At 72.3% G+C, this 12620-nt stretch carries 13 protein-coding genes; 6 read left to right on the forward strand and 7 right to left on the reverse strand.

Translation table 11 applies throughout. The features are described 5' to 3' along the window. The first annotated feature begins 157 nt into the window (after positions 1 to 157). Both LQK93_RS03475 and LQK93_RS03480 read left to right on the forward strand, forming a co-directional pair. Positions 158 to 1996: a zinc-dependent metalloprotease gene (locus tag LQK93_RS03475; protein ID WP_374970184.1), complete on the forward strand. Its 1839-nt coding sequence runs from the start codon at positions 158 to 160 to the stop codon at positions 1994 to 1996. Between the two features lie 79 nt (positions 1997 to 2075). Next, positions 2076 to 2669 (forward strand): NUDIX hydrolase, encoded by a 594-nt coding sequence (locus LQK93_RS03480; RefSeq protein WP_374970185.1) that lies wholly within the window; start codon positions 2076 to 2078, stop codon positions 2667 to 2669. A gap of 206 nt (positions 2670 to 2875) precedes the next feature. Here LQK93_RS03480 and LQK93_RS03485 read toward each other — a convergent pair whose 3' ends face one another. Continuing rightward, positions 2876 to 3427 (reverse strand): YgjP-like metallopeptidase domain-containing protein, encoded by a 552-nt coding sequence (locus LQK93_RS03485; RefSeq protein ID WP_374970186.1) that lies wholly within the window; start codon positions 3425 to 3427, stop codon positions 2876 to 2878. A 189-nt stretch (positions 3428 to 3616) separates the two neighbouring features. Here LQK93_RS03485 and LQK93_RS03490 point away from each other — a divergent pair, with 189 nt between their 5' ends. The 3 genes from LQK93_RS03490 to LQK93_RS03500 all read left to right on the forward strand — a co-directional run bounded on the left by LQK93_RS03490 (position 3617) and on the right by LQK93_RS03500 (position 6535). Continuing rightward, on the forward strand, positions 3617 to 3778 hold the full coding sequence (locus tag LQK93_RS03490; RefSeq protein WP_020143053.1) for a DUF5679 domain-containing protein: 162 nt from the start codon (positions 3617 to 3619) through the stop codon (positions 3776 to 3778). A gap of 189 nt (positions 3779 to 3967) precedes the next feature. After that, positions 3968 to 4981 carry a hypothetical protein gene (locus LQK93_RS03495; protein ID WP_374970187.1) on the forward strand — a complete coding sequence of 338 codons (1014 nt, stop codon included), beginning with the start codon at positions 3968 to 3970 and terminating at the stop codon, positions 4979 to 4981. Between the two features lie 216 nt (positions 4982 to 5197). Further along, entirely contained in the window at positions 5198 to 6535 is a 1338-nt protein-coding gene (locus tag LQK93_RS03500) for an ABC1 kinase family protein (RefSeq protein ID WP_374970188.1), read from the forward strand. A 449-nt stretch (positions 6536 to 6984) separates the two neighbouring features. Here LQK93_RS03500 and LQK93_RS03505 read toward each other — a convergent pair whose 3' ends face one another. The 5 genes from LQK93_RS03505 to ppk2 all read right to left on the reverse strand — a co-directional run bounded on the left by LQK93_RS03505 (position 6985) and on the right by ppk2 (position 11111). Then, a complete protein-coding gene (locus LQK93_RS03505) occupies positions 6985 to 7119 on the reverse strand; it encodes a hypothetical protein (RefSeq protein ID WP_374970189.1) in 135 nt (44 codons plus the stop codon). 74 nt (positions 7120 to 7193) lie between these two features. After that, positions 7194 to 7481 (reverse strand): WhiB family transcriptional regulator, encoded by a 288-nt coding sequence (locus LQK93_RS03510; protein WP_374971442.1) that lies wholly within the window; start codon positions 7479 to 7481, stop codon positions 7194 to 7196. A 281-nt stretch (positions 7482 to 7762) separates the two neighbouring features. After that, entirely contained in the window at positions 7763 to 8050 is a 288-nt protein-coding gene (locus LQK93_RS03515; protein WP_374970190.1) for a hypothetical protein, read from the reverse strand. Positions 8051 to 8160: 110 nt separating this feature from the next. After that, positions 8161 to 10281, reverse strand: coding sequence for an ATP-dependent DNA helicase UvrD2 (locus tag LQK93_RS03520; protein ID WP_374971443.1), 2121 nt, complete (start codon positions 10279 to 10281; stop codon positions 8161 to 8163). A 23-nt stretch (positions 10282 to 10304) separates the two neighbouring features. After that, positions 10305 to 11111, reverse strand: a complete 807-nt coding sequence (gene ppk2, locus LQK93_RS03525) for a polyphosphate kinase 2 (RefSeq protein WP_374970191.1) — start codon at positions 11109 to 11111, stop codon at positions 10305 to 10307. A gap of 158 nt (positions 11112 to 11269) precedes the next feature. Here ppk2 and LQK93_RS03530 point away from each other — a divergent pair, with 158 nt between their 5' ends. Further along, complete coding sequence (locus LQK93_RS03530) at positions 11270 to 11530, forward strand: mycoredoxin (RefSeq protein WP_374970192.1); 261 nt, start codon at positions 11270 to 11272, stop codon at positions 11528 to 11530. A gap of 37 nt (positions 11531 to 11567) precedes the next feature. Here the strand turns inward: LQK93_RS03530 and nudC are convergent, their stop codons facing one another. Further along, positions 11568 to 12572, reverse strand: coding sequence for an NAD(+) diphosphatase (gene nudC, locus LQK93_RS03535; RefSeq protein ID WP_374970193.1), 1005 nt, complete (start codon positions 12570 to 12572; stop codon positions 11568 to 11570). Between the last annotated feature and the right edge of the window lie 48 nt (positions 12573 to 12620).

The raw sequence follows: 12620 nt of genomic DNA on the forward strand, positions 1-12620 counted from the left end.
ACGGCAATCGTATGCCGCGCCCGCGGCCCCACGTTCCGCCATGGGCGGGGGGAACCAACCGGCCCCATCCGTGGTTGTCTTGGGGTAGGGCCGGATGGCCCACACCAGAGCTTCGACACCAAGGTTCGACACAGAGTTCGAGTGGGGATGAGCAGGCATGGCCGACGACCGTGGACGCGGTGACGACAAGCACGGCGACCGGGACGACGAGCCCGGCGCCGACCAGAGCCGAGACCAGAACCCGGACCAGGGCGAGCTCGAGCAGAGCGACGAGGCCGGCCGGTCCGACGCGCCTGGTTCCGAGCCCGGCGAGTCCCCCTTCGGGCTGCCCCTGAACCGGCCCGGGTCGGGCTCACCCGGCAGCGGCTCCGGACCGGCAGGTTTCGGGGCCGGCTTCGGCAGCGGGTTCGGCGGCGGTGGGGGCTTCGCCGACCTGCCCGACCTCGGCGGTGTCGATCCCTCCGACCTCGGCGCGATGCTCGAGAAGGTGCTGGGCGAGGCAGCCAGCAACCCGGAGCTGGCGGAGGCCATGCGCAGCATGGGCGTCGACCCGACGGACCCCGCGACACAGGCGGCGATGCGGGCCCAGCTCGGCACGTTCATGGCCGCCCAGGACTCCCCCACCGGGTCACGTGACCTCGCCACCGACGTCGCCCGGCGGCACGTCATGGCCGTGGAGGGCAACGACGTGCACGACGAGGCGGCGGCTCGTGCGGTCGCCGACGCGGTCGCCGTGGCGACGCTGTGGCTCGACGAGCAGACCACCTTGTCGTCACCGGTCTGGCGCGCCACGGGCCTGAGCCGCGCCGAGTGGGTCGAGGCGACGATGCCGCGCTGGTTCGAGCTGATCGAGCCGGTGTCCGACGGTGTCACCGCGGCCACGTCCGACGCGATGCGCAAGCAGGTCGGCGACCTCGGCCCCGAGGCGTTCGGCGATGCCCTTCCCGAGGGCCTGCCCGAGGGCTTCGACCCGCGGCAGATGGTCGAGCAGTGGGCCCCGATGCTCGGCAACCTGAGCCGCCAGATGTTCTCGGCGCAGCTCGGCCAGGCCGTCGGCACTCTGGCCACCGAGGTGGTGAGCGGGACCGAGGTCGGGCTGCCGCTCACCGAGCCCGGCCTCGTAGCCCTGCTGCCCGGCAACGTGTCGCAGCTCGCCGAGTCGCTGGAGATCGACGTCGCCCAGGTGCGCCTCTACCTCGCCGTGCGCGAGGCCGCCCGGGTCCGCCTCTTCGCCGAGGTGCCGTGGCTCGGTCCGCAGCTGCTCTCCGCGGTCTCCGACTACGCCCGCAACATCACCATCGACACCGACGCCATCGAGTCGGCCCTGTCGACGATCGACCCGTCCGACCCGGAGGCGCTGCGTTCAGCCTTGCAGGGCAACCTCTTCCGACCGCAGCCCACACCGGCGCAGCGCGCGGCCCTCGACCGCCTCGAGACGCTCCTCGCGCTCGCCGAGGGTTGGGTCGACCACGTCACCGACCGCACGACCGCCCGGCACCTGCCCCAGTCGGCGGCGCTGGCCGAGACGATCCGTCGCCGGCGCGTCGGCGGAGCCGCCCAGAAGACGTTCGCGGGCCTGGTTGGGCTCGAGCTGCGGCCGCGTCGCCTTCGCGATGCCGCCAACCTGTGGGCTGCCCTCGAGAGCACCGGAGGCGCCGCCCTGCGCGACGGGCGCTGGGCGCACCCCGACCTGGCACCCACGTCGAAGGACCTGGACGACGTGATCGGCTTCGTCGAGAAGGCGACCGGCGAGAGCGGCGGGACGGCGCCCGGCGACCGCTCGACCGGTGAAGCAGCGGAAGCGTCGGGGGCGGGCTTCGGCGCCGACCTGGACTCGGTGCTGCAGGGCATTCTCGAGGAGGCGGACCGCGAGCGCGGCACGTCACCCGGCGGGACGCCCGGCGGGAGCTCCGCTGCCGACGGCAGCGACATATCCGGCGAGAAGCCCGGCGGCGAGGAGCCGGAGGCCGAGGGCGACGCGGGCACGAGCCGGTGACGGGGGCTGCAGTCCTCGCCGCAGGTCAGTGCACGGCATTAGCCGGCCGCCTGACGCGTGTGCGACGCCGGGCGCGGGCATGACGCCCGCCGGCGCCCGTGAGAGCGACTCCTGGCGCCGGCTGCACGGCGACGCCGTCGCCCGGCTGGAGGCGTGGACCGCCCCGGACGAGCAGCAGGAGCAGCTGCGTCGCGAGTTCCTCGACCACCTCCGCGCGCACCCTGACGCCATGAGCAAGGGCGGTCCATCGGCCCACCTGACGGGCAGCGTGATCGTGCTCGACGAGCCCGGCACGTCGGCCCTGCTGACCCTGCACCGCAAGGCGCGCGAGTGGTTCCAGTTCGGTGGTCACTTCGAGCCGCGCGATGCCTCCGTCTGGCATGCCGCCACCCGCGAGGCGCGCGAGGAGTCGGGTATCCCCGACATCCCGGTGCTGCCCGAGATCGTGCAGCTCGACCGGCACGTGCTCGTCGGCGCCTTCGGCACGTGTCGCGAGCACCTCGACATCCGCTTCGCGGCCGTGGCGCCAGCGGGCGCCCGGTCGGCCGTCAGTGCCGAGTCCATCGACGTGCGCTGGTGGCCCGTCGACGCACTCCCCGACGGCACGAAGGGCGAGCTGCGGCCCCTCGTCGCCGCCGCGCGTGCCCTACTGCCGGGACGCACCCAGGGCTGACTGGGCGGCGGCCCGGGTGACACCGCACACGAGTGGTGAACCCACCGTCGGTGAGGACCGGCGATCGGCGGAGCGGAGGCGTAGGCCTCTCGGTCCTCGCCGGAGCGTCGGCGGACTGCCTTGCCGCAGAGGAGGCTTCGACGCGAAGCGAGCTGACGGCATACGCCCCCGTATGCCGTCAGGCGGCAGCCGCTCGCCGGCGTCGCTCACTCGTCGCTGAGGTCGAGTCCCGCTGCGGCAGAGACGCCCTGGAGGTAGCCTCGGGCGCGTTCGAGACGCGGGTAGCCGTGAAGCAGCTGCCAGAACTCTGGCCCGTGTCCCGGCTGCAGAAGGTGCGCCAGCTCGTGCAGGAGGACGTAGTCCACGACCCACCCAGGCATGCCCTGGAGCTTGTCGGAGAGGCGGATCGACCCCTCGGCCGGTGTGCACGAACCCCACCGCGACCGCTGGTTGGAGACCCAGCGCACGCTGGACGGAACCGCCCGACCGCCGAGGTGCTCGCGCGACAGCGCCAGGGCGCGCTGCTCGAGGTCGCCGTCGGTGCGCTGACGACGCTGCTCGGAGGCGGCCACCCGGGCGACCATGGTGCGCACCCACTCCCCCTCCTCGGCGCGGCTCATCCGCGCGGGAACGAGGACGACCAGGCGCCCCTCCTGGCGGTAGGCCGACACCGTGCGGCGGCGCTTGGCGCTGCGGCGGACCTCGACGGTCACCCCGTCGACCACCGTCTGCACCACATCCCGTCCTGCCGTCGCCATGAGGGCAGGGTAGGACAGGGCGGTGACAACGACGACGAGGACCGGAGCAACCGCCCGGCCCACGGCTCCCTACCGCATCGGGCCGAGGGCGCGCCCAGCGGGGATGAGCATGAATTCGTGCTCAGCGTGCCTTAGGGTTGAACGAGTCGAGGCGCCCGTCGGATGGGTGCCGTCTACAAGGAGACATCAATGGCTGACGAGACCTACAAGGGCGAGTTCTACTGCGTGAAGTGCAAGGAGAAGCGCGAGGCCGAGGGCAAGGTTGTCGTTTCCGACAACGGTCGCCGCATGGCCAAGGGACAGTGCCCCGTCTGTGGCACCAACCTGAACCGCATCCTGGGCAAGGCCTGACCAGGTCACGCCGGCGTCGCTGAACGCCGCAGACGAGGGGGCGGGACCACACGGTCCCGCCCCCTCGCGCGTCCCCGGCTTCCTCGAACCGCTCGGGCTGTGGACGACGCCCACGGGCACGACCCGGCGACTGCGAGCCTGACGACCGAGGGCGGCTCCGCTGGGGGAACCGCCGGGTCTGGAGGTCCGATGTCCACCGCTGCCGTGCCGCCCCACCCGCGTGTGCCCATCTGGCTGCGGCCCCTGAGGCGACGGCAGGGCGAGGTGCAGTTCGGCGTGCTGCCCGGCGGGCCTGTCGTCGCCGGCATCACCGACACGGAGGCGGCCCTGCTGGCGCGCCTCGACGGGTCCCTCCCCCTGGCCTCCACCGATCGTGTCGCCGCCGACGCTGGCGTCCCACCCGAGCGGTGGCGCGCCCTGCTCGAGCTCGTCACCGGCCTGGGCGTCCTCGCTGATCGCGCCGCGGAGGCCCAGCAGGAGCGCGTCGGAGGCGCGGGCCGGGTCGTCGTCGACGGCTGCGGTGACGTCGCGGCCCGGATCGCGGACGCACTCTCTCGCGCCGGACTCACCGTCGCCCACGGCCGGGCCGCGGTCGACCGAGCCGTCGCCGCTCCGCGCCGACCCCGCCCCGACCTCGTCGTGCTGGTCGGCTCCCCGGTCGTGGACCCACGCCGCGGCGACCTGTGGCTGCGCCACGGCGTGCCGCACCTGCCCGTGACGCCCGCGGCGCCGCGCACGGTCGTCGGGCCGCTCGTCGACGGCTCCGCGGGCGCCCCGTGCCTGTGGTGCCTGGACCGGCACCGCACCGACCGGGACGACACCTGGCCCGTGGTCATGAGCCAGGCCGCTCCTGCGCCGGGGCCGGCGCTGCCCGTCGCTCCCGACGGCCTGCACGACGCCCTTCCGTCCGGCCTCACCCACATCGTCGTGGGCAGCGTGACGCTGCTCGTCACGGGGCTGATGGAAGGTCATCGACCGCCGCCCGGCGTCTCCGTCGAGGTGAGCCTGCCGTGGCCGCGGATGGACCACCGGCGCTGGCCGCCCCATCCCCTCTGTCCGTCCCACCCCGGTCCCGGCGACGCACGGGAAGCCGCTTCCGGATGCCAGGACCCCGGCCGCGCCCTCGGCCTGGACGTCGGTCGCGATGTCGGTCCGGATCGCGCGCACCCGGGCCACCAGGACCTCCTCCCCCGGGGCGCGTGACCTGACCTGCCGGGCCGAAGGGGCCCCTGCCGCCAGCACGTGCCGCATACCGCCGCAGACCGCCGCATACCGCTGGACAGAAGGGCCGACGCAGCTTCACCCTCGGGTAGACATAGAGTCGTCGGTGGGCCGCGCCCCCAACGGTGTGACCCACCGTCCGCGGGTGATGTCCGGCCACCGGCCCGCACGAGACCGACACTCCCGAGGAGGTGCGCCGTGACCGACCTGCCACGCAAGGCCGTCGTGCGTTCGGCCAAGCTCGCTTCGGTGCCGCTGGGCTTCGCCGGTCGCACCGCGCTCGGTCTCGGCAAGCGCCTCGGCGGCCGCCCGGCCGAGATCGTGGCCGCCGAGCTGCAGGCCCGCACCGCCCAGCAGCTCTTCCAGGTGCTCGGCGAGCTCAAGGGCGGGGCGATGAAGTTCGGCCAGGCGCTCTCGATCTTCGAGGCGGCCCTCCCCGAGGACCTCGCCGTCCACTACCGCGCCCTGCTGACCAAGCTGCAGGACAGCGCGCCCCCGATGCCGACGAGCTCGGTCCACGGCGTGCTGCGCACCAATCTCGGCACGCGGTGGCGCGCCAAGTTCACCTCCTTCGACGACGAGCCGGTCGCGTCCGCCTCCATCGGTCAGGTGCACCGGGCCGTCTGGAAGGACGGCCGCGAGGTCGCCGTGAAGATCCAGTACCCCGGCGCCGGCGCGGCCCTGATGAGCGACATCCGGCAGATCAGCCGCGTCGCCAAGGTGACCGGCAGCTGGGTCCCGGGCATCGAGCTCGGGCCGATCCTCGACGAGCTGCGCGACCGGATGGCCGAGGAGCTCGACTACCGCCTCGAGGCGGAGTCGCAGGCGGCCTTCGCCGCGGCGTTCGAGGGTGACGTCGACTTCGCCATCCCCCACGTCGTGGACGCGCGCGAGCATGTCATCGTCTCGGAGTGGCAGGACGGCCTGCCCCTGTCGCGCATCATCGCCGAGGGCACCGACGAGCAGCGCGACACCGCCTCACGGCTCTACCTGCGCTTCCTGCTCGCTGGTCCGGCTCAGGCGGGACTGCTGCACGCGGACCCCCACCCCGGCAACTTCCGCATCACTCCCGAGGGCCGGCTCGGGGTGATCGATTTCGGGGCCGTCAACCGCCTGCCCGACGGCATGCCCCCCGAGATCGGCGAGCTGCTCACCATCGGGCTCGGTGGGAGCGCCGAGGACGTCCTCGTCGGGCTGCGCGAGATCGGATTCGTCAAGGAGAACATCGACCTCGACGCCCAGCGTCTGCTCGACTACCTCGAGCCGTTCATGGCGCCCTTCCGGCACGACACCTTCACCTTCAGCCGGGACTGGCTGCGCGGGGTGTTCGCTCACATCAACGACCCGCGCCAGCCCAACTACGCGGTCGCCTTCAAGCTCAACCTGCCGCCCGAGTACCTCCTGATCCACCGCGTGTGGGGTGGCGGGATCGGTGTGTTGAGCCAGCTCGGGGGCACCGTGCGCGGGCGCGCGATCGTCGACGAGCTGCTCCCCGGCGCCGACCTGCCGCCGGTGGGCGACGACTGGCACGACTGAGCCGGGCCGGTCACCACCAGGCCGGGTCGAGCTTGCCCTCGATCGATCGGACGTTCACGCGGCTGCACCGATCGCAGGTCCACGTCGTGCGCTCCCCGTCCCTGCAGCGACTCCAGGTGAGACGGGCCGCGGCTCGCTGGTCGGCGGGTGGGACTGCGCCGCACACGAAGCAGACGGGCTCCCGGTCGGGCATTGGCACATCGGCAGGGGTGTCGTCCACGAGTCCTCCCTTCACCTCGAGTATCCACCCGGGCAGCTGGCGGGCGACGGTTCGCGCAGACGCCGCGCACCTCGCCCGGACGCCGACCTCCCGCGGTTCCTCGTGTCCGGGGCCGTTGACACGGGGAGCGAACGGCCCCGGGCATGAGGAACCGCGGGTGACGTGCGCGTCACCCGCGGCTCGCTCACTCGATTCAGTTGTCCTGCAACGCGCTCCGTGGCGCGATCGTTCACTTCTGGCTGTGGCGCCGACCGGTGCGGATCTCCTGCGCGATCAGCCGGGCGCTGCGACGGGTGCCGCTGCGGTCCTGGCGCTGACTGCGCTGGTTGATCCGGTCCCGAGCCAGCATCTCGAGCTGGTTCATGACGTTCTCCTGATCTGTGAAAAGGCTTGTGCTGTGGTGTTGTTGCTGCCGGGTTCATGCGGTGTCACGCAGGCTCAGGCAGCCACGGGGTGCTTGCGCGGACGGCCACGAGGCCGCTTCCGAGCCACGACGGCGCCCTGGACGAGCAGCTGCCCGCCCCACACGCCCCACGGCTCCTGCCGCTCGAGGGCACCCGCAAGGCACTGGACGCGCGCCGGGCACAGCCCGCAGAGCGTCTTGGCGAACTCGACGTCCTCGGGCCGCTCGGCGAACCAGAGCTCTGCGTCGTAGTCCCGGCAGGGAATGGTCTCGCCGACCTGCTCGGCCTCGACCCTCAGGTCGAGAAGCTCGCTCAGCTGCATCGTTCTCACCTCCGTCTCCTGGGCGTCCATGGGCCGCCCCTGCTCACTCGTGTCTGGTCTGGTCCGAAGCCCTGCACCGGTGGTGCGCGTCTCGGTCCTGCTGCTCGGCATCCGGGGAGTCATCTGTGTCCCTGATCTGTCGGGCACCCCGTCGGGTGCTTCCTGGTGGTGTCGGTTGTGCGGTGGAGCGGCATTCGGCCGGTGGAAGTGCCGGAGAAACACGAAGGCCGCGGACCCGGTGATGTCGGGTTCGCGGCCTGGAGGTGAGGCTTCGGGTCTTGTCAGACCGGTGGCCTCCCAGAGCGGGAGCGAACGACATCGAGGATCTTGAAGGCGGGGGCGTACGTGAGGCCGGCGACCGAGACGTCTCCCTGGATCGGGGAACGCAGATCGGCGACACGGGCGCCCATGGCGGCGACGGACACAGCAGTCCCCTGAACCGAAGCGTCGGCGGTCGCAACACGGACCTGGCCGGTGGTCGGCCGCAGGCGCACGGAAAGGACGCAGGAGACTGCGTTCATCGTCATCGTGGTGTTGTCCATCAGGCCGACCTCCTCACTTCTGCTCATGGGCCCCAACCGGCCACCGAGACCGCTGGGCTTGACTTCGTCAAGGTTACGCGTGCGCCGCGCGGGCGAACAACTGATTTAACGAAGTTTCTGTAACTTCTTTGCGTCGTTTAGTCCAAGTCGGTGGATTCGACTGCAGCAGAACCGTTTTCGAGAAGCTCTTGCGGGTCGGCTCCGCCAAGGATGGCCAGGACGTGCGCGCCGTACTGCTCGAGCTTGCGGACTCCGACCCCGCTGATGCCCGAGAGGGCGCGCTCGTCGGGCGGGTTCTGCTCGGCGATCGCGGTCAGCGTCGCGTCGGTGAAGACGACGTATGCCGGCACGCTCGCCTCACGGGCGACCGCGAGCCGCCAGGTGCGAAGCCTCTCGAACGTCGCCTCGTCGTAGGTGGGTGGGCAGCTGTCACACCGGCCGGTCTTGCGCTGGGCGGCGGTGGCCAGCTCGACCCCGCAGCCGCGGCAGTGGGCGATGCGTGCGACCTTGGGCGCCGCCCGCTTGGAGCCGCCTGAGCGCGCCTCGGTGCGGGCGCCCTGGCCGAGGATGTCGGCTGCAGGGCCGAGGAAGCGGGAGACCCGGCGAGTGGCGCGGGCGCCCGGGGTGCGAGCGCCGGCCCAGGAGAGGAACAGCTGTCGGCGCGCCCGTGTGAGTCCCACGTAGAGCAGCCGACGCTCCTCCTCGATGGCGTCGGGGCCCTCGGCCATGGAGATCGGCATGAGCCCGTCGGAGGCCCCGACGAGGAAGACGGTGTCCCACTCCAGCCCCTTCGCGGCGTGCAGGCTCGCCAGCGTCACACCCTGCACGGCGGGCGCGTGCTGCTCGGCGGCGCGGCGGTCGAGCTCGGCCACCAGCTCGGGGAGCCGGGCGTCGGGCGCGGCAGCCGCGATGTCGTCGGCGAGGGTCGCCAGGGCGCTGAGGGACTCCCACCGCTCGCGGGTGGCGCCACCCCCGGACGGCGGTTCGTGCGACCACCCGGCTCCCGTGATGACGTCGCGGGCGATCTCGCCCAGGGGCTTGTCGCCGTCGTCGCTGCGGGCGGCGCCGCGCAGGAGCAGGATCGCGTCGCGCACCTCCTTGCGCGCGAAGAAGCGCTCGCCACCGCGCACGAGGTAGGGCACACCGGCGTCGGTCAGGGCCGACTCGAAGGCCTCGGACTGGGCATTGGTGCGGAAGAGGATCGCGATGTCGGCGGCCGGGTGCCCCCCGTCGACGAGCCGGCGGATGCGTTCGGCGACGGCACTCGCCTCGGCGGGGTCATCGGGGTAGCTCGTCAGCTCGGGCGCCGGCCCCGGCTCACCCTGGGCGAGCAGGCGCACGGCCCCGTCGCGAGCCGCCTGGGTGCCCGAGGCGACGATGGTGTTGGCGAGGCCCACGATCTGCGGCGTGGAGCGGTAGTTGCGCACCAGGCGGACGACGTGTGCCTCCGGGAACCGCTTGGGGAAGCCGACGAGGTGACGGGGACTGGCACCCGTGAAGGAGTAGATGGTCTGGGCCGGGTCGCCCACGACCGTCAGGTCCTTGCGCTCGCCGAGCCACTGGTCGAGCAGACGCTGCTGCAGGTCGTTGACGTCCTGGTACTCGTCGACGACGAACTGGCGGTACTGGCCGCGGACGGTGCGGGCGATGTCCTCGCGCTCGTCGAGGATGCCGACGGTCAGGAGCAGCACGTCCTCGAAGTCGATGACCCCGCGCCGCTGCTTGACGTCCTCGTAGGCCTCGAAGAGCCGGGCCATCGCCGTGAGGTCGAGCCCCGGGGGCTCACGGCGCTGCTCGCGGGCGCGGGCCGCATACGACTGCGGGGTCAGCAGGTTGACCTTGGCCCACTCGATCTCGGCGGCGAGGTCGCGCACCGTCGTGCGGTCGAACTGCATGCGCAGCCGGCTCGCCGCCTCGGCGACGGCCGCCGCCTTGTGGCTCATCACCTCGGGCGCCGCGCCCCCGATGGCCTGGGGCCAGAAGAAGTGCAGCTGGCGCAGGGCGGCCGCGTGGAAGGTGCGCGCCTGCACGCCCTGGACGCCCAGCCCGCGCAGCCGGGTGCGCATCTCGCCCGCGGCGCGCGCCGTGAAGGTCAGCGCGAGCACCCGCTGCGGCTGCTGCGCGCCGGAGTGGACGGCATACGCGATGCGGTGGGTGATGGCCCGGGTCTTGCCGGTGCCGGCACCGGCGAGGATGCACAGGGGACCCGGCGGGGCCATGGCGACCTCACGCTGCTCGGGGTCGAGACCCGCGAGGATCTGGTCGGCGGACGGGACTGCACTCAGGAGCGATCACCCTTCGAGGTGGCCAGCAGGGTTGCGGCGTGGTCGGGCACGTAGTTCTGCTCGTGCTGCGGCGGGCGTTCGTAGCCCCGGGGGGCCGGACGGTCGGGCATCGGGGGCACGGCGGGCGTCATCGGCTCGTGCGGGATCGAGGTCAGCAGGTGGTGCATGACGTTGATGCGCGAGCGACGCTTGTCCTCGGACTCGACGACGTGCCACGGCGCCCACTCCGTGCTCGTCGCCGCCATCATGACGTCCTTGGCCTCGGAGTAGTCCTCCCAGCGGGTGATCGACTCGAGGTCCATCGGGGACAGCTTCCACTGGCGCATCGGGTCCTTGGCGCGCGAGCGGAACCGGCGCTCCTGCTCCACGTCGGACACGCTGAACCAGTACTTGCGCAGGATGATGCCGTCGTCGACGAGCATCCGCTCGAGCACCGGCGCCTGGGTGAGGAACCGGTGGTACTGCGCGTCGGTGCAGAAGCCCATGACACGCTCGACCCCCGCGCGGTTGTACCAGGACCGGTCGAACAGGACGATCTCACCGGCGGCCGGCAGCTGCGAGACATAGCGCTGGAAGTACCACTGGGTGCGCTCTCGGTCGGTGGGTGCGGGCAGGGCTGCAATGCGCACGACGCGCGGGTTGAGGTACTCGGTGATCCGCTTGATCGCCGAGCCCTTGCCGGCGGCGTCGCGGCCCTCGAAGACGACGACGACGCGGTGCCCCGTGGAGCGGACCCACTCCTGGAAGGCCACGAGCTCGGCCTGCAGGCGACGGACCTCGGCTTCGTAGACCTCCAGATCCATCTTCCGAGGTCGTTTTGCACCGTGGGAGGCCATGGAGTCATCCTTGCATCGAGGTGCGACACGCGGGACGACCGTCCCCAGGCGGGAAGAATCTGCGGCCCGCCTGCGCTGAACGAGAAGCACGACAGTCAGCACGACAGACAGCGAGAAGGAACGGCATGCCGAAGGTCACCCCCGACGAGGGCTCGATCACGATGTTCACGACGTCGTGGTGCGGCTACTGCACCCGGCTCAAGGGCCAGCTGAGCCGCGAGGGCGTCCCCTTCACCGAGATCAACCTCGAGGACAGCCCCGAGCACATCGACTTCGTCGAGGAGGTCAACGGCGGCAACCGCACCGTGCCGACCGTGGTCTTCCCAGACGGCAGTGCCGCGACGAACCCCTCGCTCGCCGAGGTCAAGCAGCGCCTCGCGGACTGACGGCTCTCGCCGGCTGACGCTCCCCGACCCGCGCCGCTCACCAGCGCGGTGGCGTGCCTCCCGTCACCGACTCGACGGTGGCCCCGAGCCAGCGTTCGATGATGCGCTTGGCGATGGAGATGCCGCTCGGCGTGCGGATCGTCCCCTCGCGTAGCAGGTCGCGGTACTCCTCCCGCGTCACCCAGCGGGCCTCGGCCATCTCGACGGGATCGATCGTCAGCTCGGTCTGGCGAGTCGTGGCCGCGAAGCCGATCATCACCGACGACGGGAACGGCCACGGCTGGTTGCCGAGGTAGCGGGCGTCGTCGACGGCGATGCCCACCTCCTCGGCCACCTCGCGCGCGACGGCAGCCTCGAAGGACTCGCCGGGCTCGACGAAGCCGGCAAGCACCGAGAACCGGCCTTCTGGCCAGTGCGCACCGCGACCGAGCAGCAGCCGGTCATCGGGGTCGACGACAGACATGATGACCGCGGGGTCGGTGCGCGGGTAGTGCTCGCTCCCCTCGCGCTCACATCGCCGGACCCACCCGCCCTGGGTCGGCTCGGTGGGCGCACCACAGCGAGGGCAGAACCGGTGTGTGGCGTGCCAGTTCGCGAGCGCCAGGCCCGTCGTGAAGAGGCCCGCGTCGCGCGTGGCGAGCGCCTCCCCCGCCTGGCGGAGGCTGAGCCAGTTCGGCTCCGCCGCGTCGTCCCGCGGTTCGGGTGACACGACGCCGACGTATGCCGTCCCGTCTGCGTCGCGACCGAGGTGCAGCACGAGCCGCTCACGGTCCTCGGGCTGCGGTGCCCTGAGGACGAGGCCCAGCGATCCGGCCGGGCGTGGCCGGCCCCCGTCCCGGCCGGACGCTTCCGGTGGTGCCGCCGCTGACAGGTCGCCGGGGTCCACGACCTGCATGCGGTCACCGCGGATCTCCGCCACCCGGGTGCGCGGGTCGTCGAGCAGCTCGGCCAGGACCTCCGGGCGCAGGCGCTCGAGGGCCACCCTGTCGAGTGAGCTGCGCGAGAGCGCGAGGTCGGCCAGGGGCTCGTCGGTCACTACCACGCTCCCCACCCTAGGTGGCCGGCCCGCGGTGCCGACCGGTGCCGACCG

The organism is Terrabacter sp. BE26 (genome assembly GCF_041941675.1).
Classification (GTDB): domain Bacteria; phylum Actinomycetota; class Actinomycetes; order Actinomycetales; family Dermatophilaceae; genus Terrabacter.

Bases quoted from the DNA above. Each gene is read 5' to 3' on its own strand.
- LQK93_RS03510 (WP_374971442.1), bottom strand. From the start codon at position 7,481: ATGCAGCTGAGCGAGCTTCTCGACCTGAGGGTCGAGGCCGAGCAGGTC.
- LQK93_RS03475 (WP_374970184.1), top strand. From the start codon at position 158: ATGGCCGACGACCGTGGACGCGGTGACGACAAGCACGGCGACCGGGAC.
- LQK93_RS03480 (WP_374970185.1), top strand. From the start codon at position 2,076: ATGACGCCCGCCGGCGCCCGTGAGAGCGACTCCTGGCGCCGGCTGCAC.
- LQK93_RS03515 (WP_374970190.1), bottom strand. From the start codon at position 8,050: ATGAGCAGAAGTGAGGAGGTCGGCCTGATGGACAACACCACGATGACG.
- LQK93_RS03495 (WP_374970187.1), top strand. From the start codon at position 3,968: ATGTCCACCGCTGCCGTGCCGCCCCACCCGCGTGTGCCCATCTGGCTG.
- LQK93_RS03530 (WP_374970192.1), top strand. From the start codon at position 11,270: ATGCCGAAGGTCACCCCCGACGAGGGCTCGATCACGATGTTCACGACG.
- LQK93_RS03485 (WP_374970186.1), bottom strand. From the start codon at position 3,427: ATGGCGACGGCAGGACGGGATGTGGTGCAGACGGTGGTCGACGGGGTG.
- LQK93_RS03490 (WP_020143053.1), top strand. From the start codon at position 3,617: ATGGCTGACGAGACCTACAAGGGCGAGTTCTACTGCGTGAAGTGCAAG.
- LQK93_RS03505 (WP_374970189.1), bottom strand. From the start codon at position 7,119: ATGAACCAGCTCGAGATGCTGGCTCGGGACCGGATCAACCAGCGCAGT.
- ppk2 (WP_374970191.1), bottom strand. From the start codon at position 11,111: ATGGATCTGGAGGTCTACGAAGCCGAGGTCCGTCGCCTGCAGGCCGAG.